Annotated in this window: 22 protein-coding genes; 13 read left to right on the top strand and 9 right to left on the bottom strand. The window is 73.9% G+C overall.

Going from position 1 to position 22,997, the window contains the following annotated elements:
• Positions 1–7: 7 nt before the first annotated feature.
• Complete coding sequence (locus tag ACIPXM_RS35280; RefSeq protein ID WP_401664235.1) at positions 8–799, top strand: CPBP family intramembrane glutamic endopeptidase; 792 nt, start codon at positions 8–10, stop codon at positions 797–799.
• Between the two features lie 13 nt (positions 800–812).
• On the opposite strand, the gene ACIPXM_RS35275 is transcribed toward ACIPXM_RS35280, so the two are convergent.
• The 3 genes from ACIPXM_RS35275 to ACIPXM_RS35265 form a co-directional block, all read right to left on the bottom strand.
• Positions 813–2,207 (bottom strand): DEAD/DEAH box helicase, encoded by a 1,395-nt coding sequence (locus ACIPXM_RS35275; RefSeq protein ID WP_401664195.1) that lies wholly within the window; start codon positions 2,205–2,207, stop codon positions 813–815.
• A gap of 110 nt (positions 2,208–2,317) precedes the next feature.
• Positions 2,318–3,127, bottom strand: a complete 810-nt coding sequence (locus ACIPXM_RS35270; RefSeq protein ID WP_401664192.1) for a PhzF family phenazine biosynthesis protein — start codon at positions 3,125–3,127, stop codon at positions 2,318–2,320.
• 82 nt (positions 3,128–3,209) lie between these two features.
• Entirely contained in the window at positions 3,210–4,340 is a 1,131-nt protein-coding gene (locus ACIPXM_RS35265) for a hypothetical protein (protein ID WP_401664189.1), read from the bottom strand.
• A gap of 172 nt (positions 4,341–4,512) precedes the next feature.
• On the opposite strand from ACIPXM_RS35265, the gene ACIPXM_RS35260 reads away from it, so the two are divergent.
• Positions 4,513–5,148, top strand: coding sequence for a PadR family transcriptional regulator (locus ACIPXM_RS35260; RefSeq protein ID WP_401664187.1), 636 nt, complete (start codon positions 4,513–4,515; stop codon positions 5,146–5,148).
• Between the two features lie 74 nt (positions 5,149–5,222).
• Here the strand turns inward: ACIPXM_RS35260 and ACIPXM_RS35255 are convergent, their stop codons facing one another.
• Positions 5,223–5,651 carry an SRPBCC family protein gene (locus tag ACIPXM_RS35255; protein ID WP_401664184.1) on the bottom strand — a complete coding sequence of 143 codons (429 nt, stop codon included), beginning with the start codon at positions 5,649–5,651 and terminating at the stop codon, positions 5,223–5,225.
• Positions 5,652–5,735: 84 nt separating this feature from the next.
• Positions 5,736–5,948, bottom strand: coding sequence for a hypothetical protein (locus ACIPXM_RS35250; RefSeq protein ID WP_401664182.1), 213 nt, complete (start codon positions 5,946–5,948; stop codon positions 5,736–5,738).
• Positions 5,949–6,144: 196 nt separating this feature from the next.
• Between ACIPXM_RS35250 and ACIPXM_RS35245 the strand changes: the two genes are divergently transcribed.
• The 3 genes from ACIPXM_RS35245 to ACIPXM_RS35235 all read left to right on the top strand — a co-directional run bounded on the left by ACIPXM_RS35245 (position 6,145) and on the right by ACIPXM_RS35235 (position 9,003).
• Positions 6,145–6,735 (top strand): Clp protease N-terminal domain-containing protein, encoded by a 591-nt coding sequence (locus ACIPXM_RS35245; RefSeq protein ID WP_401664179.1) that lies wholly within the window; start codon positions 6,145–6,147, stop codon positions 6,733–6,735.
• 41 nt (positions 6,736–6,776) lie between these two features.
• Positions 6,777–7,814, top strand: a complete 1,038-nt coding sequence (locus ACIPXM_RS35240) for an EamA family transporter (RefSeq protein WP_401664176.1) — start codon at positions 6,777–6,779, stop codon at positions 7,812–7,814.
• A 220-nt stretch (positions 7,815–8,034) separates the two neighbouring features.
• Positions 8,035–9,003 (top strand): DMT family transporter, encoded by a 969-nt coding sequence (locus tag ACIPXM_RS35235; RefSeq protein WP_401664232.1) that lies wholly within the window; start codon positions 8,035–8,037, stop codon positions 9,001–9,003.
• Between the two features lie 26 nt (positions 9,004–9,029).
• Here the strand turns inward: ACIPXM_RS35235 and ACIPXM_RS35230 are convergent, their stop codons facing one another.
• The gene (locus tag ACIPXM_RS35230; RefSeq protein WP_401664173.1) at positions 9,030–9,740 is read right to left on the bottom strand and encodes a pyridoxamine 5'-phosphate oxidase family protein; all 711 of its coding nucleotides are present in this window, start codon (positions 9,738–9,740) and stop codon (positions 9,030–9,032) included.
• Positions 9,741–9,775: 35 nt separating this feature from the next.
• Here ACIPXM_RS35230 and ACIPXM_RS35225 point away from each other — a divergent pair, with 35 nt between their 5' ends.
• Positions 9,776–11,107, top strand: coding sequence for an aminotransferase class I/II-fold pyridoxal phosphate-dependent enzyme (locus tag ACIPXM_RS35225; protein ID WP_401664170.1), 1,332 nt, complete (start codon positions 9,776–9,778; stop codon positions 11,105–11,107).
• Positions 11,108–11,130: 23 nt separating this feature from the next.
• Here ACIPXM_RS35225 and ACIPXM_RS35220 read toward each other — a convergent pair whose 3' ends face one another.
• Entirely contained in the window at positions 11,131–11,601 is a 471-nt protein-coding gene (locus ACIPXM_RS35220; protein WP_401664167.1) for a pyridoxamine 5'-phosphate oxidase family protein, read from the bottom strand.
• Positions 11,602–11,708: 107 nt separating this feature from the next.
• Here ACIPXM_RS35220 and ACIPXM_RS35215 point away from each other — a divergent pair, with 107 nt between their 5' ends.
• Entirely contained in the window at positions 11,709–12,401 is a 693-nt protein-coding gene (locus ACIPXM_RS35215; protein ID WP_401664164.1) for a cysteine hydrolase, read from the top strand.
• A 21-nt stretch (positions 12,402–12,422) separates the two neighbouring features.
• On the opposite strand, the gene ACIPXM_RS35210 is transcribed toward ACIPXM_RS35215, so the two are convergent.
• Positions 12,423–12,860 carry a Rieske (2Fe-2S) protein gene (locus ACIPXM_RS35210; RefSeq protein WP_401664162.1) on the bottom strand — a complete coding sequence of 146 codons (438 nt, stop codon included), beginning with the start codon at positions 12,858–12,860 and terminating at the stop codon, positions 12,423–12,425.
• Between the two features lie 98 nt (positions 12,861–12,958).
• Here ACIPXM_RS35210 and ACIPXM_RS35205 point away from each other — a divergent pair, with 98 nt between their 5' ends.
• Positions 12,959–14,377, top strand: a complete 1,419-nt coding sequence (locus tag ACIPXM_RS35205) for a cryptochrome/photolyase family protein (protein WP_401664159.1) — start codon at positions 12,959–12,961, stop codon at positions 14,375–14,377.
• Positions 14,378–14,449: 72 nt separating this feature from the next.
• On the opposite strand, the gene ACIPXM_RS35200 is transcribed toward ACIPXM_RS35205, so the two are convergent.
• A complete protein-coding gene (locus ACIPXM_RS35200) occupies positions 14,450–15,823 on the bottom strand; it encodes an ROK family protein (RefSeq protein WP_401664157.1) in 1,374 nt (457 codons plus the stop codon).
• A gap of 126 nt (positions 15,824–15,949) precedes the next feature.
• Between ACIPXM_RS35200 and ACIPXM_RS35195 the strand changes: the two genes are divergently transcribed.
• From ACIPXM_RS35195 to ACIPXM_RS35175, 5 genes are read left to right on the top strand one after another with little or no spacing between them, the layout of a single operon-like run.
• Positions 15,950–17,269, top strand: a complete 1,320-nt coding sequence (locus tag ACIPXM_RS35195) for an extracellular solute-binding protein (RefSeq protein WP_401664154.1) — start codon at positions 15,950–15,952, stop codon at positions 17,267–17,269.
• Positions 17,270–17,283: 14 nt separating this feature from the next.
• Positions 17,284–18,315 (top strand): carbohydrate ABC transporter permease, encoded by a 1,032-nt coding sequence (locus tag ACIPXM_RS35190; protein ID WP_401664151.1) that lies wholly within the window; start codon positions 17,284–17,286, stop codon positions 18,313–18,315.
• Positions 18,308–19,168 (top strand): carbohydrate ABC transporter permease, encoded by an 861-nt coding sequence (locus ACIPXM_RS35185; RefSeq protein WP_401664149.1) that lies wholly within the window; start codon positions 18,308–18,310, stop codon positions 19,166–19,168. The genes ACIPXM_RS35190 and ACIPXM_RS35185 overlap by 8 nt, the downstream gene beginning before the upstream one ends.
• A gap of 44 nt (positions 19,169–19,212) precedes the next feature.
• A complete protein-coding gene (locus tag ACIPXM_RS35180) occupies positions 19,213–20,640 on the top strand; it encodes a GH1 family beta-glucosidase (RefSeq protein WP_401664147.1) in 1,428 nt (475 codons plus the stop codon).
• 35 nt (positions 20,641–20,675) lie between these two features.
• Complete coding sequence (locus ACIPXM_RS35175; protein ID WP_401664144.1) at positions 20,676–22,865, top strand: discoidin domain-containing protein; 2,190 nt, start codon at positions 20,676–20,678, stop codon at positions 22,863–22,865.
• Positions 22,866–22,997 lie beyond the last annotated feature (132 nt).

Genomic DNA, 22,997 nt, shown 5'->3' with positions numbered 1-22,997 from the left:
GCAACGAGTGGTGGACGCTTCGCTGCCTCCCGACGGGCCCTCGCGGACCGTCCTGCGCAACGAGACGCTCATCGTGCTCGCCCTGTCGCTCGGCGCCAGCGGCGTCTCCGCGCTCATCAGCTTCATCGGCTCGCTGACCAAGCCGGGCGCGCTGAAGGAGCAGGCCGCCACGCTGAACGGCTCGTACGCGCCCGGACGGCCCTGGCTCGACCTGTCCTGGCAGCTGTTCGGCATCGCCACCGCGCTCGTCCCGGTCGTCCTCGTCGCGCACCTGCTGCTGCGCGAGGGCGCCGGGACGCGCGGACTGCGCGCGATCGGCTTCGACCGCACCCGGCCCTGGCCCGACCTCGGGCGCGGCACCCTGGTCGCCGCCGGGATCGGCAGCGCCGGGCTCGCCTTCTACCTGGCGGCGCGTGCCAGCGGCTTCAACCTGACCGTGGTGCCGGAGTCGCTGCCCGAGGTGTGGTGGAAGTTCCCGGTCCTGATCCTGTCCGCGATCCAGAACTCCGTCCTGGAGGAAGTGATCGTCGTCGGCTATCTGCTGCGCAGACTGGACCAGTTGGGCTGGTCCCGGAACGCCTCGATGGCCACCAGTTCGCTGCTCCGCGGCTCGTACCACCTCTACCAGGGCATCGGCGGCTTCATCGGCAACGCCGTGATGGGCGTGGTGTTCGTGTGGCTGTACCGGCGCTGGGGCCGGGTGGGGCCGCTGGTGGTCGCGCACGCGCTGCTCGACATCGTGGCGTTCGTCGGGTACGCGCTGCTCGCGGGCAAGGTGGGCTGGCTGCCGACCGCTTAGGGCCCGGCGTGCGCTACGCGCCGCCGCGCCGCACGCGGGCGGCCTTGCGGGCCTCGGCCGCGCGCCGGGCGTCGGCGGTCTTGCGGGACTCGTTCTTGGTGCGGCCGGGCCGCCCGGGGAGGGTGCCCATGCCCCGGAAGGCGGCGCCGCGCCGGTCCCGCTCGCCGCCGGGGGCGCCCGCCGCGGCCTTGGCACCGGTGAGGTGGCGCAGCTCGTCGGCCCCGGGGCGGACGTCGGCGGTGCGGGCCCGGACGCCCGCCTCGGCGAGCAGCTTGGCGAGGTCGCGGCGCTGGTCGGGCAGGGCGAGGGTGACGACGCTGCCGGAGGCGCCGGCGCGGGCGGTGCGGCCGGCCCGGTGCAGGTAGTCCTTGGGGTCGGTGGGCGGGTCGACGTTGACGACCAGGTCGAGGTCGTCGACGTGCAGGCCGCGGGCGGCGACGTTGGTCGCGACCAGGACGGTGACGGCGCCGGTCCGGAACTTCTCCAGGGTGGCCGTGCGCTGCGGCTGGGACTTGTCGCCGTGCAGCGCGGCGGCCCGCACCCCGGCGGCGACGAGCTGCCGGGTGAAGCGGTCGACGGATGCCTTGGTGTGCAGGAACATCAGGACGCGGCCGTCGCGGGTGGCGATCTCGCCCGCGACGGCGAACTTGTCGCCGCCGTGGACGCGCAGCACGTGGTGCTCGGCGGTGGGCACGGGGGCGGCGGCCGCGTCGGCGGCGTGCACCACGGGGTCCTGGAGGTAGCGGTGGACCAGGGTCTCGACGTCCTGGTCCAGGGTGGCCGAGAAGAGCATCCGCTGCCCGCCGGCCGGCACCCGGTCGAGGAGTTCCGTCACCTGCGGAAGGAATCCCAGGTCGGCCATCTGGTCGGCCTCGTCGAGGACGGTGACGGCGACGTCGTCGAGCCGGCAGTCCCGGCGCTCCACGAGGTCCTTGAGGCGTCCGGGGGTGGCGATCAGGACCTCGGCCCCGGCACGCAGCTCCCCGGCCTGGCGGCCGGCCTGGAGACCGCCGACGACGGTCGCGAGCCGCAGGTCCAGGGCGCGCGCGTAGGGCGTGAGCGCCTCGGCGACCTGCTGGGCCAGTTCGCGGGTCGGTACGAGGACCAGGGCGAGCGGCTTCTTGGCGGCGGCGCGGCGGCCGGCGGTGCGGGTGAGGAGCGCCAGGCCGAAGGCGAGCGTCTTGCCGGAGCCGGTGCGACCCCGGCCGAGGACGTCGCGGCCGGCGAGGGCGCTGGGCAGGGCGGCCGCCTGGATGGGGAAGGGCGTGGTGACGCCCTGCGCGGCGAGCGCCGTGCGGACCGCCTCGGGCAGCTCCATGGCGTCGAAGCTCTCCGCCGCCGGGAGCGGCGGGGTGCCGGTGAGGTCGGCGAGGCCGGTGGGATCTCCCGTGGGGGCCGAGCTGTTCATGGGTGCGTTGCCTTTTCGGTCGGTGTCCGTCAAGGAAAGCACGGCGGGGAGGAGGCGGCCGAATCCGTGAACGGGAGCCGGATCCGGGGGCGGCCCCGGCCGGACACGACCTAGGCGAGCAGCTCGCCGTCGATCACGGTCACCGCGTGGCCCGTCAGCAGAGTACGGTCGCCGCGCAGCCGGGTGCGGACCAGGCCGGTGCGGGTGCCGCCCTGGAAGCCGGTCAGTTCGTCGCGGCCGAAGCGGGCGGACCAGTACGGCGCGAGCGCGGTGTGGGCGCTGCCGGTGACCGGGTCCTCCTCGATGCCGACCGCCGGGAAGAAGCCGCGCGAGACGAACTGGTAGGCGCCCGACGGGTCGTCGGCCGCGGCGGTCGCGATGATGCCCCGGCACGGGAGCGCGGCCAGCGCCTTGAAGTCGGGCGAGAGGCCGCGTACCGCCTTCTCGTCGGTCAGCTCGACCACCAGGTCGCCGACGTGGGCGGCCGTGTCGCGGACGGCTACCGGCTCCGCGCCGAGCGCCTCGGCGAGGCCCGCCGGGGCCGGGACCGCGGTGAGCGAGGAGGTCGGGAAGTCGAGGGTGATCGTGCCGTCCGGTTCGGCGGTGGCGGACAGGATCCCGCAGCGGGCCGCGAACCGGACGGTGCCGGTGGCGGCTCCGGTGGTGTGCAGGACGTGCGCGGTGGCCAGCGTGGCGTGGCCGCACATGTCGACCTCGGTGGTCGGGGTGAACCAGCGCAGCGCCCAGTCGGCGGGGCCGCCGGGCGGCAGGGGATGGGCGAAGGCCGTCTCGGAGAGATTGACCTCGGCGGCCACCCGCCGGAGCCAGTCGTCCGCCGGGAACGAGTCCAGGAGCAGGACTCCGGCGGGGTTGCCCGAGAAGGGCCGGTCGGTGAAGGCGTCGACGATTCGGATCCGCATGCCCAGGAACGTAACGCAGGTGGGAAAGGGCGGGCCAAGGCCAATTCGGCATGTCTGGACCGATTCGGCGGGCCGGGGGTGGTCAGCCGGTGGCGGTGCCCGGCCGGGCGGCGGGACGGGTGCGCAGCCAGTACGAGCGGGCCGCGACGGTCAGGGCGATGCCGTAGATCCCGAAGGCGGCCATGCCGATCCAGCCGACCAGCAGGGCGTCGCCCGCGGTGGGAAGGTCGCCGCGGCGGATCGTGACGACGTCGGCCGTGGCCAGGGCCAGGTATCCGGCTCCCACCACGCCGTACGGGGCCAGCGTGGCCGCGCCGAGCAGCGCCGGGGCGAGCGGGAGCCAGCGCGGCACCCGTCGGCCGCGCAGGAACGGTGTCCAGCGCGGGAAGACCTGCCCCCAGGGGCGGACCAGGCCCCGGAGCAGGACGACACCGAGCACGGCGAGCAGCGCGGTGGGGTCCAGGCCCCAGGACTCCAGGGTGAGGAAGATCCCCGAGGCGCCGTTCCGCTCCGAGACCGCGAGCACCTGCGCACCGGTGATCCCCGCGAACGTGCCGCCCCAGGCCCACACCAGCTTCATCGCCGCGTACGGGACGAAGGCCAGCGTCCCGGCCCAGGCGGCGCGCCGGACGAACCGCGGGGCGGCGGACGGCGCGCGTGCGGCGGTGCCGTCGGTCCGGTGAGCGGGCCGGTGGTCGGGTCGGTGGCCGGGCCGGTCGGCGGACCGGTCGCCGGAGCGGTCGCCGGAGCGGGCCGTGGTCGCGAGCAGCGCCGCCCCGATGGCCGCAAGGGCCTTGTTCGCGGCGGCGGCCGGGTGGTCCACGCCCTGGCCGAGCAGCAGTGTGACCACGTCCATCAGCAGGCTGAACGCGATGATCCCGGTCAGCCCGCAGGTGATCCAGAGCAGTACCCGCAGCGCCGGGCGGAGCCCGTACCGCACCACCGCGCCGCCGACGAGCGCCGCGAGGACACCCACCGCCATGACCGCCCAGCCGAGCCCGGCCGCCCAGGAGCCGCCGGCGTGGTCGAGCACGGAGGTCCCGCGCAGCGCGCAGACCAGACCGAACCCGGCGTAGAGCACCGCCCACAGCACCGTCGCCGTGGCCGCCCGGTCGGGCCATCGCCGCCATCGCCGCCACCAGGCGCTCACGCGCGCCTTCGCCGTCCGCTGCGCACCGGTCAGGCCGGCCCGGGGCCTGTCGTCACTGGTCATGCTCCGAACGTCGCAGCGGCCGTGGCGGGGCGGCGTCGGCCGCCCGAACGATCTTCCTCCCCCGGCCGGGGGAGCGCGGGTATCGCCCGGGTGTTGCCTAACGAACTGTTCCGATATATCGTTGAGGCATCGCGACAGTTCAGCGATCAATCCCGATGGAAGGAGCATTGCGATGCGTACACATGGACACGAGAACGAGCACCAGCACGGACACGGCCGTGGCTTCTGCGGTCCCGGCCCTCGCGGTGAGTTCGAGGGACGGCGTGCCGCCTTCGGCAACTTCGGACCCGGCCCGGGTTCCTGGGGCGGAGGTCCGTGGGGTGGGGGCCCGTGGGGCGGCCGCGGCGGACGCGGTCCCGGGCGCGGGCGGGCGCGGCGCGGCGATGTCCGCGCCTCGATCCTGGCCCTGCTGAAGGACCGGCCGATGCACGGCTACGAGATGATCCAGGAGATCGGCGAGCGCAGTGGCGGGGCCTGGAAGCCCAGCCCCGGCTCCGTCTATCCGACCCTCCAGATGCTGGAGGACGAGGGCCTCATCGCCAGCGAGAGCGAGGGCGGCAAGAAGCTGTTCACGCTCACCGACGCAGGGCGCACGGAGTCCGAGGCGGGGCCGGACGCCCCGTGGGAGGAAGCCGGGCGCGGGGTCGACTGGGAGGCCGTCAACGAGATCCGGCAGGCCGGGTTCGGGCTGATGGAGGCGTTCGGTCAGGTCTGGAAGACCGGCGACGCCCAGCAGCGGCAGAAGGCGGTCGACGTCATCAACGAGGCCCGCAAGAAGCTGTACCTGATCCTGGCCGACGAGCACTGACCCGGTGGCCCGGACCCGGGAAGGGGCCCCGCGGCACATCGCCGCGGGGCCCCTTCCCGTACGGAACGCGCCGGTCAGGCCACCAGACCCGCGAGCTTGCGCAGCGACTCCGTGAGCGCCGCCGTCGCCGAGTCCTTCAGCTTGCCGGCCATCAGGGAGACGGCCGCACCCGTGAACTCCCCGTCGATCCGTACGGTGGTGGCCTCGCCGTCCGGTGTGAGGGAGTAGCGGGTGCCGACGTTGACGCCCATCGGGCCCTTGCCGCGGATCGCGAAGACCCGGCCCGGCTCCAGTTCCTCCACGGTCCAGGTCACCTCGGCCGGGAAGCCCATCAGCTTCATGTTCTCGGCGAAGGAGGCCCCGGCCTCCAGCTTCTCCGGGCCGCCGTTGGGGTAGTTGGTGTGGGTGGCGTTCCACTCCCCGTGCGTGCCGAAGTCGGTGAGCTTCGCCCACACCTTCTCGGCCGGTGCCTCGATGCGTGCCTCCGCGCTGACTTCGGCCATGGGACCACCCCTTCACGCGTTCCAGTCGGCAGTTGTGGTGCGGCAGTTCGGTGTCGCGGAACGTAGCCGTAGCGGCGTGAACATTCAATACTGATGAACCGTCAGTTCTGCGGTCTCGCCGCCGATCCACCAGATCTGCGCCGAGTCGAACCAGTCCGAGGCGCGCGGGCCCTCGCTCTCCTCGTGGCAGTGGAAGGCCGCCCAGAACAGATCGCCCGGCAGCGCCGCGCGCGGCGCGTACACCCGATAGACGTACTGCCGCCCGTCGTGTGCGAGAAGGGCCACCATCCAGAACATGCCTGGAGGACGATACGGGACGGTCCTGTGGTTGCGTGGACGGCGCATGGCAAGGCGGCGCGCGCCCCTGGGGGAGAAGTCGCGCGATCTCATCCGTAAGGAGGAGGAACCGTGCACCCGTACCCAACCCCGGTGGGACGCGCACATGCTTCTCGGCGGGGATGACCCGGGGCCCCGGGGCTGATGAGGTGGAAGGGTGCACGCTCCCGTCCCTCCTGTTCCGTCGTCGCCCGGCCGCGCACCCGTCTCCCGGGTGCCCCGGACGCTGCCCGCCGCGCGCCGCGCCGAACTCCAGGACCGGCTCACCGTCGAACTGATGACGGCGCTCAGCGCCGCCCGCCGCCGTGCCCTGCGGGACGGCGACCGCCAGATCGACACCGCCCATCTGCTGCACTCCCTCGTCGAGTCCGACCCGGCGGCCGGGGCCGCCGTCGGCGACCCCGAACGGCGCGCCCGGGTGCTCGGCTACCTGGTGCAGCGCGCCATCGGCTACGGGATGCGCTGGCAGCGGTCCGTCGAGGACACCGGCGCCTCGCTGCCGGTGCTGCGCGGCAGCGAGCACGGCGGCGGTGGCTGGTCGCCCGCCGCCGCCACCGCCCTCGCGGGCGCCTTCGAACGGGCCGCCCGGCGCGGTGAGCACGGCGGCGACCGGCGGGTGCACGGCCTCGATCTGCTGAGCGCGCTCGCCGCCGACCCGGGCAGCCGGGCCGCCGAGGTGCTGCGCCGCGCCGGGGTCGACCCGGCCGCGCTCACCGGTCACGGTGAGGAGCCGTCTCAACAGGTGTGACGGGGGTTACGGGCCTGACCGGGTCCTGTCATGATGGCCCGATGCACGCGTCTCAGGGGAGAAGCGCCGGCCTGGGACTCGCCCTGGCCTCGGCCTTCGCATTCGGTGGTTCGGGAGTGGCGGCCAAGCCGCTGATCGAAGCGGGACTCGACCCGCTCCATGTGGTGTGGCTCAGGGTGGCCGGCGCCGCCCTCGTCATGCTGCCGGTGGCCTGGCGCCACCGCGACCTGGTGCGCCGCAAGCCCGCGCTGCTCGCCGGGTTCGGACTGCTCGCCGTCGCCGGTGTCCAGGCGTGCTACTTCGCCGCCATCTCCCGGATCCCGGTGGGCGTCGCCCTGCTGATCGAGTACCTGGCGCCCGCGCTGGTGCTCGGCTGGGTGCGGTTCGTCCAGCGGCGGCCGGTGACCCGCGCCGCCGCCGTCGGCGTGGTGCTCGCGGCCGGCGGCCTGGCCTGCGTGGTCCAGGTCTGGTCGGGGCTCCGCTTCGACGTGCTCGGGCTGGTCCTCGCGCTCGCCGCGGCCTGCTGCCAGGTCGGCTACTTCGTCCTGTCCGACCAGGGCAGCGACGAGGCCGAGCCCGCCGACCCGCTCGGCGTCATCGCGTACGGGCTCCTCGTCGGCGCCGTGGTGCTCACGGCGGTGGCCCGGCCCTGGGGCATGGACTGGTCGGTCCTCGGCGGCACCGCCGACATGAACGGGACGGGCGTGCCCGCGTGGCTGCTGCTCGGCTGGATCGTGCTGATCGCGACCGTCCTCGCGTACGTCACCGGTGTCATCTCGGTCCGGCGGCTCTCGCCGCAGGTGGCCGGGGTGGTGGCCTGCCTGGAGGCGGTCGTCGCGACCGTCCTCGCCTGGGTGCTGCTCGGTGAGCACCTGGCCGCGCCGCAGATCGTGGGGGGCGCGGTGGTCCTGGTCGGCGCGTTCATCGCGCAGTCGTCGACGCCGAAGGCACCGGGGGCGGAGCCGGTGGCGTCCTCGGTGGGATCCGTGGCGGCCGGGGCCGGTCCGGAGGCCGGGGCTGGAACTGGGGCTGAGCCCGGGGCCGGGGCCGGGGTGACGAGCGGGCGGACCGCCCCGTAGGGTGCCGCTCATGCGTTTGACCGTGCTTCCGCCTCCCGCCGCCTAGCGCGGGCGGCGTTTCTCACTGACGAGGACCGGGCCCGGGGCGGGCCGTTCCAGGCCCCCCGGGTGGTTCGTCGCTGCCTGCCCGCGCGTACGGCCGTGACCACCCCACCCTTCCTCGCCCTCGTGGGCATCTCGTCACCCGGAGAAGCACGTGTCGAACACCTCTGGCTCCCCCCTGCCCAGCCCGGCCGGCTTGTCCAGCTTGTCCACCGGGCGGAGTCTGCTCTTCCTCGTCGTCGCCGGAATCGCCTGGGGCACGGCGGGGGCCGCCGCCTCGCTGGTCTTCCGGATCAGTGACATGGGGCCGCTCGCCCTGTCGTTCTGGCGCTGTGTGGGCGGACTCGGGCTGCTGCTCGGCGCCCTCGCGCTGCGCCGCCGGTCGCGGATCCGGACCGGCTCGGCCCGGGTGCGGGCAGTCGAGCCGCGCGGGCGCAAGGCGCTGCGGATCCTCGGCACCGGCATCGGTCTGACCGTCTTCCAGAGCGCCTACTTCGCCGCCGTGCAGGCCACCGGCCTGGCGGTCGGCACCGTCGTCACGCTCGGCGCCGGGCCCGTGCTCATCGCGGTCGGCGCCCGGCTGCTGCTCGGCGAGCGGATCGGGGCCGGGGGCGCGGCCGCCGTCGGCGGGGCGCTCGCCGGGCTCGCGGTGCTGGTCCTCGGCGGCGGCGGCGCCGAGGTGCGGCCGCTCGGGGTGGCCATCGCCGTCCTCTCGGCCGCCGGGTACGCGGCGATCACCCTGCTCACCCGGCTGCTCGGCAGGACCGGCGGCAGCGGCGACGCCCTGGCGACCACCACCTGGGCCTTCGCGGTCGGCGCGGTCGGCCTGCTGCCGCTCGCCCTGGCGGAGGGGCTCCTGCCGGACACCGTCGCCCCGCTGCGGCTGCTCGCGCTGCTGCTGTACGTGGCGGCCGTGCCGACCGCCCTCGCCTACGCCCTGTACTTCGCGGGCGCGGCCGTGGTCCGGGCCGCGACCGTCTCCGTGATCATGCTCCTGGAACCGGTGAGCGCCGCCCTGATCGCGGTCACCCTGCTCGACGAGCACCTCACGGCGGCGACGGTCGCCGGGACCACGCTGCTGCTCGCGGCGGTGACGGGCCTCGCGCTCGCGGAGGCCCGGTCGGCCCGGCGGCCGGTGACCGTGTAGGGCGGCTCTCCAGGGCGTGTGCCGCTCTAGCGCTCGGCGAGGTAGCCGGGCAGCGGGAGCGGGGCGGCGTCGGCGGCCGGGATCGGGGTGCCGTAGCCGCGCTGGACCGGGACCACGCCGGACCAGTGCGGGAGGTCCATGTCCTCGGGCTCGTCGTTCGGGCCACCGGTGCGGACCTTCGCGGAGACCTCGGTGAGGTCGATGCGGAGCACCGCGGTGGCGGCCAGTTCCTTGGCGTCGGCCGGGCGGGAGTCGGCGGCCCGGCCGGGGACCACGTGGTCGACGAGGGCGTCGAGCGCGGTGCGCAGCTCCGCCTCGTCGGTCACCGGGTGGGCGGTGCCGTGCACCACGACCGAGCGGTAGTTGATGGAGTGGTGGAACGCCGACTTGGCGAGCACCAGGCCGTCCACGTGGGTCACGGTCAGACAGACCGGCAGGCCGGGCGCCTGCTCGCCGCGGCCGGCCATCCGCAGCGGGCGGGAGCCGGTGGAGCCGTGCACGTACAGGACGTCGCCGACCCGCCCGTACAGCGTCGGCAGCACGACCGGCGCGCCGTCGCGGACGAAGCCGAGGTGGCAGAGGTAGGTCTCGTCGAGGATGGCGTGCACGAAGGCGCGGTCGTACGAGGCGCGGTCACGGGAGCGGGTGGGGACGGTCCGCTCGGTGGGCTCGTAGGACCCCTGCGGCGTGGCGTCCGTCCGCTCCTCGGCCTGCGGCTGCGTCGTCGTGTCCGACATTGCGTACTCCATTGCACTAGTGCATAATCTGGTTTGTGCTAGGAGAGTATCGGATCGAAGGGCGCCGCGCATCGGAGATCTCCGCGAGCGTCGAGCGCGGGGTCGCCGACGGGCAGCTGGAGCCCGGACAAGTCCTCCCGCCCATGCGGGAGTTGGCCGGACTGCTCGGGGTGAACCCGAACACCGTGGCCGCCGCCTACCGGACCCTGCGCGAGCGCGGGGTGATCGAGACCGACGGGCGGCGCGGCAGCCGGGTGCGGGCCGCGCCCGCCACCACCGCGCGCGGGTCGATCCGGGTCGACGCCCCCGCGGGCGTCCGTGACGTGAGCAACGGCAGCCCGGACCCGGCGCTGCTGCCGCCGCTCGGCGAGGTGCTCGCGGCGGTCGCCCGCGAGTACGCCGAACGGCCGCCGATGTACGGGGAGGCGCCCGTCGACGAGGAGTTCGCCCGGCTCGCCCGCGCCTCCTTCGACGCGGGCGGGGTGCCGCCGGGCCCGGTCGGTGTCGCGTCCGGTTCGCTCGACGCCATCGAGCGGGTGCTCGCCGTCCACCTGCGCCCCGGCGACGCCGTCGCCGTCGAGGACCCCGGCTGGGGCAGTCTGCTCGACCTCGTCCCGGCGCTCGGGCTGCGTCCCGTGCCGGTCGCCGTCGACGACGAGGGGCCGCTGCCGGACGCGGTGGCCCGGGCGCTGCGCGGCGGCGCGCGGGCGCTGATCGTCACCGACCGGGCGCAGAACCCCACCGGCGCCTGCGTCACGCCCGAACGGGCCGCCGCGCTCCGGGCCGTGCTCGACGCCCACCCCGATGTGCTGCTGGTCGAGGACGACCACGGGCACGGCATCGTCGCCCGGCCGCTCACCCCGCTCGCCGACGGCGCGGGCCGCTGGGTCTTCGTCCGCTCGGTCGCCAAGGCGTGGGGGCCCGATCTGCGGATCGCCGCCTTCACCGGCGACGCGGAGACCGTCGACCGGGTGCTCGGACGCCAGCGCTTCGGGCCCGGCTGGGTGAGCAAGCTGCTCCAGCGGGCCGTGGTGCACCTGTGGCGCGACGGCGCCGTCGACCCGGCGGTCGTCGCCGCCTCCTACGGGGCCCGCCGGGACGGCCTGGTCCGGGCCCTCGCCCGGCGCGGGGTGCGGGCGCACGGGCGCAGCGGGATGAACGTGTGGGTGCCGGTCGCCGACGAGACCGGCGCCGTCGCCCGGCTGCTCGGCGCGGGCTGGGCGGTCGCGCCCGGCGCCCGGTTCCGGATGGACGCGGGCCCGGCGGTCCGGCTCACCGTCTCCGGACTCACCCGCGCCGACCTGGAACCGCTGGCCGACGCCGTCGCGTACGCGGCCGGGCCCGCGCCCGCCCGCAGTTACGGCTGACGGGGCTCACCGGGGGCCGGGGCCTAGCCGAGGGTCGCCAGTTTGCGGAAGTCCCAGGACGCCACGGCGTCCGGGGTCAGCCGCATCCAGGCGTGCCGCCCGTCGTGCGGCATGCTGTCGAGCCCGAAGTTCTTCCGCGCGAACAGTGCTTCCGGGGCGTCGAGTTCGGGGCAGGGTTCGCCGGTACGGGGTGCCTCGCCGACGAACTCGACGGCGCCCGAGAGCTCCACGCCGCGCAGCTCCCCGTACTCGACCCCGTCGTCCACCACCACCGCGATCCGGGGGGACTTGCGCAGCTCGGCCCAACGGCGGCTGCGGGTGATCGAGTAGAGCCAGAGCGAGGTGCCGTCCCAGGCGAACCAGAGCGCGCTGACGTGCGGGCGGCCGTCCGCCGACACCGTGGCCACCCGGCAGGTGCGCTGTTCGCTGAGGAAGGTGTCGAGCTCTTCCGGGGTCATCATGATCCGGCGTCCACGGCGCTGTGCGACGGTCATCGTCCGCACCCTTCTGGATTTCTGATGGAGTGTCAGAAAGCATGGGCGCTCCGCCGCCGAGGTGCAAGGGCGGCGGGTCGGCGGAGCCGTGACCCGTGGGAGGAACCATGACGCGCGAGGACGGACAGCAGGACCGGCAGGGGCCGGCGGCGCGGGACCGGGGCCCGGACCGCCGACTGGCCCGGCTCGGCGAGCAGCTCACCCCCGACGGCACCGTGCTGCTCACCGTCGAATGCCAGCAGGGCGTCGTCGGCGCCGACAGCTCGCTGCCCGAACTCGCCGCTTCCGCCCGTGAGTCGGGCGCCCTGGAGAACGTGGCCAGGCTCGTCGCCGCCGCCCACGCCACCGGCGTCCAGGTGCTGCACGCCGTCGCCGAACGGCGCCCCGACGGACGCGGCGCCAACCGCAACGCCCGGCTGTTCCGGGCCGCCGCCCGGCTCCCCGTGCAGCAGCACCCCGGCAGCGCCGCCGTGCGGATCGCCCCGCCCATCGAGGTGACCGAGGCGGACCTGGTGGTCCGGCGGCTGCACGGCCTGTCCCCGATCGCCGGGACCGACGTGGACGCGCTCCTTCGCAACCTGGGCTGCCGGACCCTGGTGGTCACCGGCGTCTCCGCCAACGTGGCCGTGCCCAACGCCGTGTTCGACGCCGTCAACCTCGGCTACGAGGTGGTCGTGCCGAGCGACGCCGTCGCCGGGGTGCCGGCCGACTACACCCCGCTGCTCATCCGCCACTCGCTCGCGCTGGTCGCCACCGTCGCCACCACCGACGAGGTGCTGGCCTGCTGGCAGAAGCCCTGAAACGCTCCTGCGGCGGTCCGGTCAGCCGAGGCGGATCTCCTCGCCCGTCACCTCGATCGGCGTCGGCTCCAGCGGCTGCGTCGCCGGGCCCTGCTTGACGCTGCCGTCCGAGGCGTCGAAACGGCTGTGGTGGCAGGGGCAGGCGATGATGCCCTGGGTCACGGTGCTCACGGTGCAGCCCTGGTGGGTGCAGCGGGCCGAGAACGCCTTGAACTCGCCCTGCTTCGGCTGGGTGATCACGATGCCCTGGTCGGCGAGCACCTTGCCGCCGCCGACCGGGATGTCCCCGGTCCGGGCAAGGGCCGCGCCCTGCTGACCGCCGCTGCCGTCACCACCGCCCGTACCGCCGTCACCGCCGCCCGGCGTCTTCTCGTCGGCCGCGCCACAGGCGGTGAGGGCGACCGTCAACCCCGCTCCGCCCGCCGCCGCGACGACCGTCCTGCGCGCCACACCGCTCATCCCGCACCGCTCCTTCGTTCCCGTCCGTGTCCCCGTCCGTGTCCGCGCCATCGTGTCGGATCGCACGGCACGGCGCTACGGCGCTACGGTCACGGACCATGCACGCCTCGCACGCCTCTCCCGCGGATCGTCCCGAACCGGTCGCGGTCGTCCTGTTCACCTCCGACCTCCGGCTGCACGACCATCCGCCGCTGCGCGCGGCGACGGCCGAAGGACGGGCGGTCGTGCCGCTGTTCGTCCGCGACCCGGCCGTGGACCGCGCCGGGTTCGCCGCCCCCAACCGGCTCGCGTTCCTCGCCGACTGCCTCACCGATCTCGACGAGGGGTTGCGCGAGCGCGGCGGCGCCCTGGTGGTACGCGCCGGGGACACCGTCGCCGAAGTGTGCGCCGTGGTCCGGGCGACCGGCGCCGACGAGGTGCATCTGGCCGCCGGATGCTCGGCGTTCGCCCGGGCCAGGGAGGAGCGGCTGCGGCGGGCGCTGGCGGCGGAAGGGTGCGCGCTGCGCGTCCATGACGCCGTGATCACCGCCGTACCGCCCGGCGAGGTCACCCCGCAGGGCTCCGACCACTTCGCCGTCTTCACCCCCTACCTGCGGCGCTGGGCCGCCGAACCGCTGCGCGCGCCGCTCGCCGCGCCCCGCGCCGTACGGCTGCCCGAGGGCCTCGGGGAGTCGGTGCCCTCGGCCGGGCTGCCGCGCCGCGCCGAGGTCGCCGGGGTGTCCGAGGGACTCGCGACCGGTGGTGAGCGGGCCGGGCGGGAGCGGCTGCGCAGGTGGCTGGCCGGGCACTGCGACACGTACGAGGAGGGGCACGACGACCTGGCGGGTGACGTCACCTCGCGGCTGTCGCCGTATCTGCACTTCGGCGCGGTCTCCGCGACCGAGGCCGTGCACCGGGCGCGCGGGCGCGGCGGGGCCGGGGCGGAGGCGTTCGTCCGGCAGCTGTGCTGGCGCGACTTCCACCACCAGGTGCTCGCCGCCCGGCCGGACGCGAGTGGCGCGGACTACCGGCCCCGGTACCGGCGGTGGCGGCACGGCCCCGCCGCGGCGGCCGACCTGCGGGCCTGGCAGGCGGGCCGCACCGGCTATCCGCTGGTCGACGCGGCCATGCGGCAGCTCGCCCACGAGGGCTGGATGCACAACCGGGGCCGGATGGTCGTCGCCTCCTTCCTCACCAAGACGCTGTACATCGACTGGCGCGAGGGCGCCCGGCACTTCCTGTCGCTGCTCGTCGACGGCGACATCGCCAACAACCAGCTCAACTGGCAGTGGACGGCGGGCACCGGCACGGACACCCGGCCGAACCGGGTGCTCAACCCGGTCCGGCAGGGGCTCCGGTACGACCCGGACGGGGCGTACGTACGCCGCTGGGTGCCCGAACTCGCCGGGCTCGGGCGTCCGTTCGTGCACGAGCCCTGGCGGCTCGTCGGTCTGGAGCGGGCGGCGTACGCCGACTACCCGGAGCCGATCGTGGACCTCGCCGAGGGCCTCGCCCGGTTCCGGGCCGAGCAGGACTGAGCGGGGCCCGGTGCCGTACGGGGCGGCGGCGCCCGGTAGGCCGGGGCCCATGTCCCGTACCGCCCGGGGGAGTTACGGGTGCGCCGCCCGCTCCCGTACCGTCGTCGTCCACACCGGCTCCGGCTCCGGCTCGCCCGCGCCCGGCGACTCGGCGGCGCGGCGGCCGCCCCGGGCGAAGAAGTCGGCCAGCGGGAGGATCGCGGCGCCGATGGTGACGGCCTCCGGGCCGAGGGTGCCGAGGCCGATGGTGACCCGGGCGGCCGGGTAGCGCAGCGCGTACGCGCGGGCGTGCTCGCGGACCGCGTCCAGGAAGCGCTCGCCGAGCTGGAGCCCGGCCCAGCCGCCGACCAGGATGCGCTCCGGCTGGAACAGGTTGATCAGGTCGGCGAAGCCCGCGCCCAGATACTCGGCGGTCTCCTCCAGGACGGCCAGCGCGGTCGCGTCCGCCGGTCCGGCGTCCGCCCCGGCCCCGGATCCGGCCGCCCCGGCCGCTGTCCCGGCCGCCGGGTAGGCGGCGGCCAGCATCGCGGTCAGCGCCGTCTCCTCGTCGGCGCCCGCCGGGGGACGCCCGCCCGCCTCGCGCCAGCGGTCGAGCAGCGCCTCGGCCCCCGCGTACGCCTCCAGACAGCCGCGCGCGCCGCACCGGCAGCGCCGCCCCCTGACCCGTACCGTCAGATGCCCCCACTCCAGGGCGCGGCCGGGACCCATCGGATCGGTGGCGACACAGGCGCCCACGCCCGAGCCGAAGAGCACGAAGACGGCGCTGTGCGCGCCGCGCCCGGCGCCGAACCACAGCTCGGCCTGGCCGAGGGTGCGGGCGCCGTTGTCGATCCAGTACGGGACGGCCGCGGGCAGCGCGACCGTGCGGCGCAGCAGCCGCTCCAGCGGGACCGCGTCCCAGCCGATGGTCTGGCCGTGCACCACCGCGCCGTCCGGGCCGCCGTGCGCGACGATGCCCGGGACGCCGACCCCGACGCCGAGCAGCCGGTCCGGGTCCATCGCGGCGGCCCGCAGCACTTCGGCGATGCCGTCGCGGATGTGGCCGACCACCACGCCGACCTCGTACCGCTCGTGCCGCTCGTGGCGCTCCGGTCCCTCGACCGCCAACGCCCGCTCGGTGCGGGCAAGTTCGGTGAGCGCCAGGTCGAACAGCTCGACTCTGACCCGGGTCTCGCCGACGTCGACGCCGATCATGCAGCCGCTGCCGGGGCTGACCCGGAGCAGGGTGCGCGGGCGTCCGCCTGCCGAGTCGACGCTGCCGGCCTCCTCGACCAGGCCGTCGGCGGCGAGTTCGGCGACGACGTTGCTGACCGAGCCCGAGCTGAGCCCGGTCGCCGGGCCGAGCGCGAAGCGGCTCATCGGGCCGTCGAAATAGAGCCGCCGCAGCACCGCCGTGCGGTTCTCCCTGCGCAGGTCACGCACCGTGCGGCCACTGGTCGCTCGCACCCCAACCCCCCGTTCTCCCAAGGATGTTCCGCAAGATACACCCGGCGCGAAGCCTTGACGCGCCTTTCCCTTGCAGTTTAACTCACGTCCTAAATTAAGCCTCACTCGAAAGGGTCCCGAGGAGTCATGCGCAGAATCAGAGCCGCGGTCACCGGCGCCGTCGCCCTCTCCCTCGCCCTCACCGCGACCGCCTGCGGCGGTGGTTCGGCAGACGGCTCGGGCGGTTCGGACTCGCAGCCGAAGACGCTCACCTACTGGGCCTCCAACCAGGGCCCCAACGTCGAGGCGGACAAGAAGATCCTCCAGCCCGAACTCGACAGGTTCGAGAAGGAGACCGGCATCAAGGTCAAGCTGGAGGTGGTGCCCTGGTCCGATCTGCTCAACCGGATCCTCACCGCCACCACCTCGGGCCAGGGTCCCGACGTCCTCAACATCGGCAACACCTGGAGCGCCTCCCTCCAGGCCAGCGGCGCCCTGCTGCCCTGGGACGGGCAGAACTTCGGCGCCATCGGCGGCAAGGAGCGGTTCGTCGACTCCGCGCTCGGCTCCACCGGCGCTCCCGGCAAGGACCCGGCCGCCGTGCCGCTCTACTCCATGGCGTACGCGCTCTACTACAACAAGAAGATGTTCGCCGACGCCGGGATCACCAAGCCCCCGGCCACCTGGGCCGAGTTGGAGGCGGCCGGGAAGAAGATCGCCAAGGACGGGAAGTCCGCGATCGGCGTCGAGGGCGGCAACCTCGCCAACAACATCCACCAGGTCTTCGTGCTCGGCAAGCAGCACGGCGCCGACTTCTTCACCCCCGAGGGCAAGGCCGACTTCACCTCCGACGGCGCCGTCGCCGCCGTCAAGCAGTACGTCGACCTGATGGCCGCCCAGAAGATCGTCCAGCCCGGCAACGCCGAGTACGCGCAGAACCAGTCGCTCGCCGACTTCGCCAACGACCGTACGGCGATGGTGCTGTGGCAGACCGCCGCGCAGACCTTCGCCGCCCAGGGCATGAAGCCCGACGAGTGGGGCGTCGCCCCCGCGCCCGTACCGTCCGGCACGCCCGGGCAGGGCGCCCAGGTCAACTCCATGGTCGCCGGGATCAACATCGCCGTCTTCAAGAACACCAAGAACCGCCAAGGCGCCCTGAAGTTCGTGAAGTTCATGACCGGCGACACCGAGCAGAAGACCCTCAACGCGGCCTACGGCTCCGTCCCGCCGGTCAAGGCCGCACAGTCGGACCCCGCCTTCGCCGGGCCCGCGCTCGCCGTCATCCGCGACACCCTCGCCACGAGCGCCAGCGCGCTGCCGCAGGTGCCCGAGGAGTCCCAGTTCGAGACCGTCGTCGGCACCGCCGTGAAGGAGCTCTTCGCCGACGCCGCCGCCGGCCGCCCGGTCACCACCGAGTCCGTGAAGGCCAAGCTCGACAAGGCCCAGCAGCAGATGCCCAAGAGCTAGGTGCGACCGCAGACATGACCGTCACCGCCACCCCCGGTACGGGACCGGGACCGGGCACGGGTCCGGGGGCCGCCATCGGCGCGGCTCCCGCGCCGCCCGGGACCACCGGAGCCCGCAAGGCGCCCACCGGCCCCGCCCGGCGCGGTCGCACCGCGCTCCCGTACCTGCTCCTGCTGCCCGCCCTGCTCCTCGAACTCCTCGTCCATCTGGTGCCGATGGTCATCGGCGCCGTCATGAGCTTCAAGGAACTCACCCAGTTCTACATCCGCGACTGGGGCACCGCCCCCTGGGCCGGGTTCGACAACTTCTCCGTCGCGGTCGACTTCGACGCCCCCGTCGGCGCCGCCCTCCTCAAGTCCTTCGGCACCACCTGCCTGTTCACCCTGGCGTCCGTCGGCCTGTGCTGGCTGCTCGGCACCACCGCCGCCCTCTACCTCCAGGACAGCTTCCGCGGCCGGGGTCTGCTGCGCACCCTGTTCCTCGTCCCGTACGCGCTGCCCGTCTACGCCGCCGTCATCACCTGGGCGTTCATGTTCCAGCGCGACAACGGCCTGATCAACCACGTCCTGCACGACCAGCTCGGCATCGGCGAAAGCCCCGCCTTCTGGCTGATCGGCGACAACAGCTTCTGGGCGCTGCTCACCGTCTCCGTCTGGAAGGGCTGGCCGTTCGCCTTCCTCACCGTGATGGCCGGACTCCAGAACATCCCCCGCGACCTCTACGAGGCCGCCGCCCTCGACGGCGCCGGAATGTGGCGGCAACTGCGGCACATCACCCTGCCGTCGCTGCGCCCCGTCAACCAGGTCCTGGTCCTCGTGCTCTTCCTGTGGACCTTCAACGACTTCAACACGCCCTTCGTACTGTTCGGGAAGGCCGCACCCGAGGCCGCCGACCTGATCTCCCTGCACATCTACCAGTCCTCGTTCCAGACCTGGAACTTCGGCACCGGATCGGCCATGTCCGTGCTCCTGCTGCTCTTCCTGCTCGTCGTCACCGGGGTCTACCTCGCCGTCACCTCACGCGGACGGAGGGCCGGACGTGCCTAGCCACCGCTCACCCACCGCCCCGCCCCGCTCCTTCCTGTGGAGCCGCCGGATCGTCCTCACCCTGCTCACCGGCTTCGTGCTGCTCCCGGTGTACGTGATGGTGTCCAGCTCCCTGAAACCGCTGGCGGACGTGTCGGGGAAGTTCCGCTGGTGGCCCAGCGGCCTCACCCTGCGTCCCTACGCCGACATCTGGCGCACCGTCCCGCTCGCCGACTACTTCGTGAACTCGGTGGTCGTCGCGGGCGCCGCCACCGTCTGCTCGGTCACCGTCGCCGTATTCGCCGCCTACGCGGTCAGCCGCTACGACTTCCGCGGCCGCCGGGTCTTCACCGTCACCGTGCTCTCCACCCAGATGTTCCCCGGCATCCTCTTCCTGCTGCCGCTGTTCCTCATCTACGTCAACATCGGCAACGCCACCGGCATCGCCCTGTTCGGCTCCCGCGGCGGCCTGATCCTCACCTACCTCACCTTCTCGCTGCCCTTCTCCATCTGGATGCTGGTCGGCTACCTCGACTCGATCCCGCGCGACCTCGACGAGGCCGCCAAGGTCGACGGCTGCGGACCGGTCGGCGCCCTCTTCCGGGTGATCATCCCGGCCGCGCTGCCCGGCATCGTCGCGGTCGCCATCTACGCCTTCATGACCGCCTGGGGCGAGGTCCTCTTCGCCTCCGTCATGACGAACGACACGACCCGCACCCTCGCCGTCGGCCTGCAGGGCTACGCCACCCAGAACGACGTCTACTGGAACCAGGTGATGGCCGCGTCCCTGGTGGTCAGCGCCCCGGTCGTGGCCGGCTTCCTGCTCCTCCAGCGCTACCTCGTCGCCGGTCTCACCGCGGGCGCGGTCAAGTGACGCCGGTGACCACTCCCCAACCACCCACCGAGGAAAGGCCCTTCGTGTCCGACGACCGCACCGACCGCACCGACCGCACCCAGCACACCGAGAGCACCGCACCCCTCGACCTCGGCGCCTTCCCGGCCGGCTTCTCCTGGGGCACGGCCACCTCCGCGTACCAGATCGAGGGCGCCGTCGCCGAGGACGGCCGCGCCCCCTCCATCTGGGACACCTACACCCGGGTCCCCGGCGCCATCGACAACGGCGACGACGGCGACACCGCCTGCGACCACTACCACCGCTGGCCCGAGGACGTCGCCCTGATGAGGGAGCTCGGCACCGACGCGTACCGGCTCTCGATCTCCTGGCCCCGGGTGCTCCCCGAGGGCGACGGCCCGGTCAACACCGCCGGGCTCGACTTCTACGACCGGCTGGTCGACGGACTGCTCGCCGCCGGCATCGACCCCAGCGTCACCCTCTACCACTGGGACCTGCCGCAGGCCCTGCAGGACCGGACCGCCGACAGCCGCGGCGGCTGGACCGAGCGCGCCACCGCCGAACACTTCGCCCGGTACGCCTCCGTCGTCGGCGCCCGGCTCGGCGACCGCGTCACCCGGTGGGCCACCCTCAACGAGCCGCTCTGCTCCGCCTGGATCGGCCACCTCGAAGGCCGGATGGCCCCCGGCTGGACCGACCTCACCGCCGCCGTCCGCGCCTCCTACCACCTGCTCCTCGCCCACGGCCTCGGCGCGTCGGCCCTGCGCGCCGCCGCCCCGGGCGCCCAGGTCGGCCTGGTCACCAACCACTCCACCTTCGAACCCGCGAGCAGCAGGCCCGAGGACCTCGCCGCCGCCGTCCGCGCCGACGGCCACGGCAACCGCTGGTGGCTCGACCCGGTGTACGGCCGCGGCTTCCCCTCCGACCTGCGCGAACTGTACGAGCGGCACGGCGCCGCACTGCCCGAGCGCCCCGGCGACGCCGGGACCGTCGCGGCCCCGCTCGACTGGCACGGACTCAACTACTACTTCCCGGTCACCGTCGCCGACGACCCCACCGGACCCGTCCCGCACGCCCGCGAGGTCCGGCTGCCCGACGTGCCGCGCACCGGCATGGACTGGCAGATCGACGCCGGGGGCCTGGAATCGCTGCTGCTGCGGCTCACCGAGGACTACGGGGCCCAAAGGCTGTACGTCACCGAGAACGGCTCCGCCTTCCCCGACACCGTCGGCCCGGACGGACGGATCGACGACCCGGAGCGCGCCCGCTACCTGGAAGCCCACCTCGCGGCCTGCGCCCGCGCCCTGCGCAAGGGCGCGCCGCTGGCCGGGTACTACGCCTGGTCCCTGCTCGACAACTTCGAGTGGGCCTACGGCTACGACAAGCGGTTCGGCCTGGTGCACGTGGACTACGCGACCCAGCGCCGGACGGTCAAGGCGAGCGGCCGGCGCTACGCGGAGCTCATCCGCGCCCACCGGGCGCAGGCCGGCTGACCCGCACCAGCACCCCCACCCCACAAGGAGCCGCCATGTTCCGTCATGCGACACGCACGGCCCCGCCCCGACCCCGAACCCGCCCCCGCACCCGGCAGCGGACCCGGGTGCTCGGGCTCGTCACCGCCCTCATCGGCGGACTGCTCGCGCTCGCCCCGGCGACCGCCGCCCAGGCCGCGCCGACCCTGCTCTCGCAGGGCCGGCCGGCCACCGCCTCCAGCCAGGAGAACGCCGGCACGCCCGCCGCCGCGGCCGTCGACGGCGACCCCGGCACCCGCTGGTCCAGCGCCTTTGCCGACCCCCAGTGGATCCAGGTCGACCTCGGCGCCCCCGCCACGCTCAGCCGGGTCGACCTGCGCTGGGAGACCGCCTACGGCCGGGCCTACCGGATCGAGACCTCCCTCGACGGCACCGCCTGGAGCACCGCGTACAGCACCACGAACGGACCGGGCGGGACCGAGTCGCTCCCGGTCTCCGGCACCGCCCGCTTCGTCCGTGTGCACGGCCTGACCCGGGCCACCGCCTGGGGCTATTCGCTGTGGGAGTTCCAGGTGTACGGGACCACCGGCGGCGGCACCCAGCTGCCCGGCGGCGGTGACCTCGGCCCCAATGTGCACATCGTCGACCCGTCGACCCCGAACATCCAGGCGCAGCTCGACGACGTGTTCCGGCAGCAGGAGTCGGCCCAGTTCGGCACCGGCCGCCACGCGTTCCTGTTCAAGCCCGGCACCTACAACGGGCTCAACGCCCAGCTCGGCTTCTACACCCAGATCGCCGGACTCGGCCTGCGCCCCGACGACACCACCATCAACGGTGACGTGACCGTCGACGCGGGCTGGTTCAACGGCAACGCCACCCAGAACTTCTGGCGTTCGGCGGAGAACCTGGCGCTCGCCCCGGTCAGCGGCACCGACCGGTGGGCCGTCGCCCAGGCGTCCTCGTTCCGCCGGATGCACGTCAAGGGCGGCCTCAACCTCGCGCCCAACGGCTACGGCTGGGCCAGCGGCGGCTACATCGCCGACAGCCGGATCGACGGCCAGATCGGCAACTACTCGCAGCAGCAGTGGTACACCCGCGACAGTGCCATCGGCGGCTGGTCCAACTCGGTCTGGAACCAGGTGTTCTCGGGCGTCGAAGGCGCCCCCGCCACCAGTTTCCCCGAGCCCCGCTACACGACCCTCGACACCACCCCGATCTCCCGCGAGAAGCCGTTCCTCATCTACGAGGGCGGCGCGTTCAAGGTGTTCGTCCCGGCCAAGCGCACCGGCGCCCGCGGCGTCAGCTGGGCCGGCACCCCGCAGGGCCAGACCCTGCCGCTCAGCTCCTTCTACGTGGTCAAGCCCGGCACCACCGCCGCCACCATGAACCAGGCCGTGGCACAGGGCCTGCACCTGCTGTTCACCCCCGGCGTCTACCACGTCGACCGCACGGTGGAGATCAACCGGCCGGGCACCGTCGTGCTCGGTCTCGGCCTCGCCACCCTGATCCCGGACAACGGGGTCACCGCGATGCGGGTCGGCGACGTCGACGGCGTCCGGCTCGCCGGACTGCTCATCGACGCGGGCCCGGTGAACTCGCCGAGCCTCCTGGAGATCGGTCCGCAGGGCGCGTCCGCCGACCACGCGGCCGACCCCACCACCGTCCAGGACGTCTATCTGCGGATCGGCGGCGCGGGCCCCGGCCTGGCCACCAGCGCCATGGTGATCAACAACGACGACACCATCGTCGACCACACCTGGGTGTGGCGCGCCGACCACGGCGACGGCGTCGGCTGGGAGACCAACCGCTCCGACTACGGCGTCCGGGTGTACGGCGACGACGTCCTCGCCACCGGCCTGTTCGTCGAGCACTTCAACAAGTACGACGTGGAGTGGTACGGCGAGCGGGGCCGCACCATCTTCTTCCAGAACGAGAAGGCGTACGACGCCCCCAACCAGGCCGCCATCCAGAACGGCCCGGTCCAGGGCTACGCCGCGTACCGGGTCGACGACTCCGTCACCACCCACGAGGGCTGGGGACTCGGCAGCTACTGCTTCTACAACGTCGACCCGACGATCCGTCAGGAACACGGCTTCCGGGCGCCGGTGCGGCCGGGCGTCAGGTTCCACAGCCTGCTGGTGATCTCGCTCGGCGGGAAGGGGCAGTACAACCACGTGATCAACGACGTCGGCGCCCCGACCTCGGGCACCGACACCGTCCCTTCGATGGTGGTGAACTATCCGTGACCAGCTGTGATCACTCCCGACTAGCCGTGAGTTGCCTCTAGGTTCTGTCGTCAAATGTCAGGCCCACATCAGGAGTGATGCGAGGGTGACGGCTGCTTCGTAGGACTGTGCGGTCTTGTCGTAGCGGGTGGC

This window comes from Streptomyces sp. NPDC090025 (genome assembly GCF_044748125.1).
In the GTDB taxonomy this organism is placed as follows: domain Bacteria; phylum Actinomycetota; class Actinomycetes; order Streptomycetales; family Streptomycetaceae; genus Streptomyces.
Note: the sequence above shows the minus strand (reverse complement) of the source record. Positions and strands in the feature narration are given on the sequence as shown.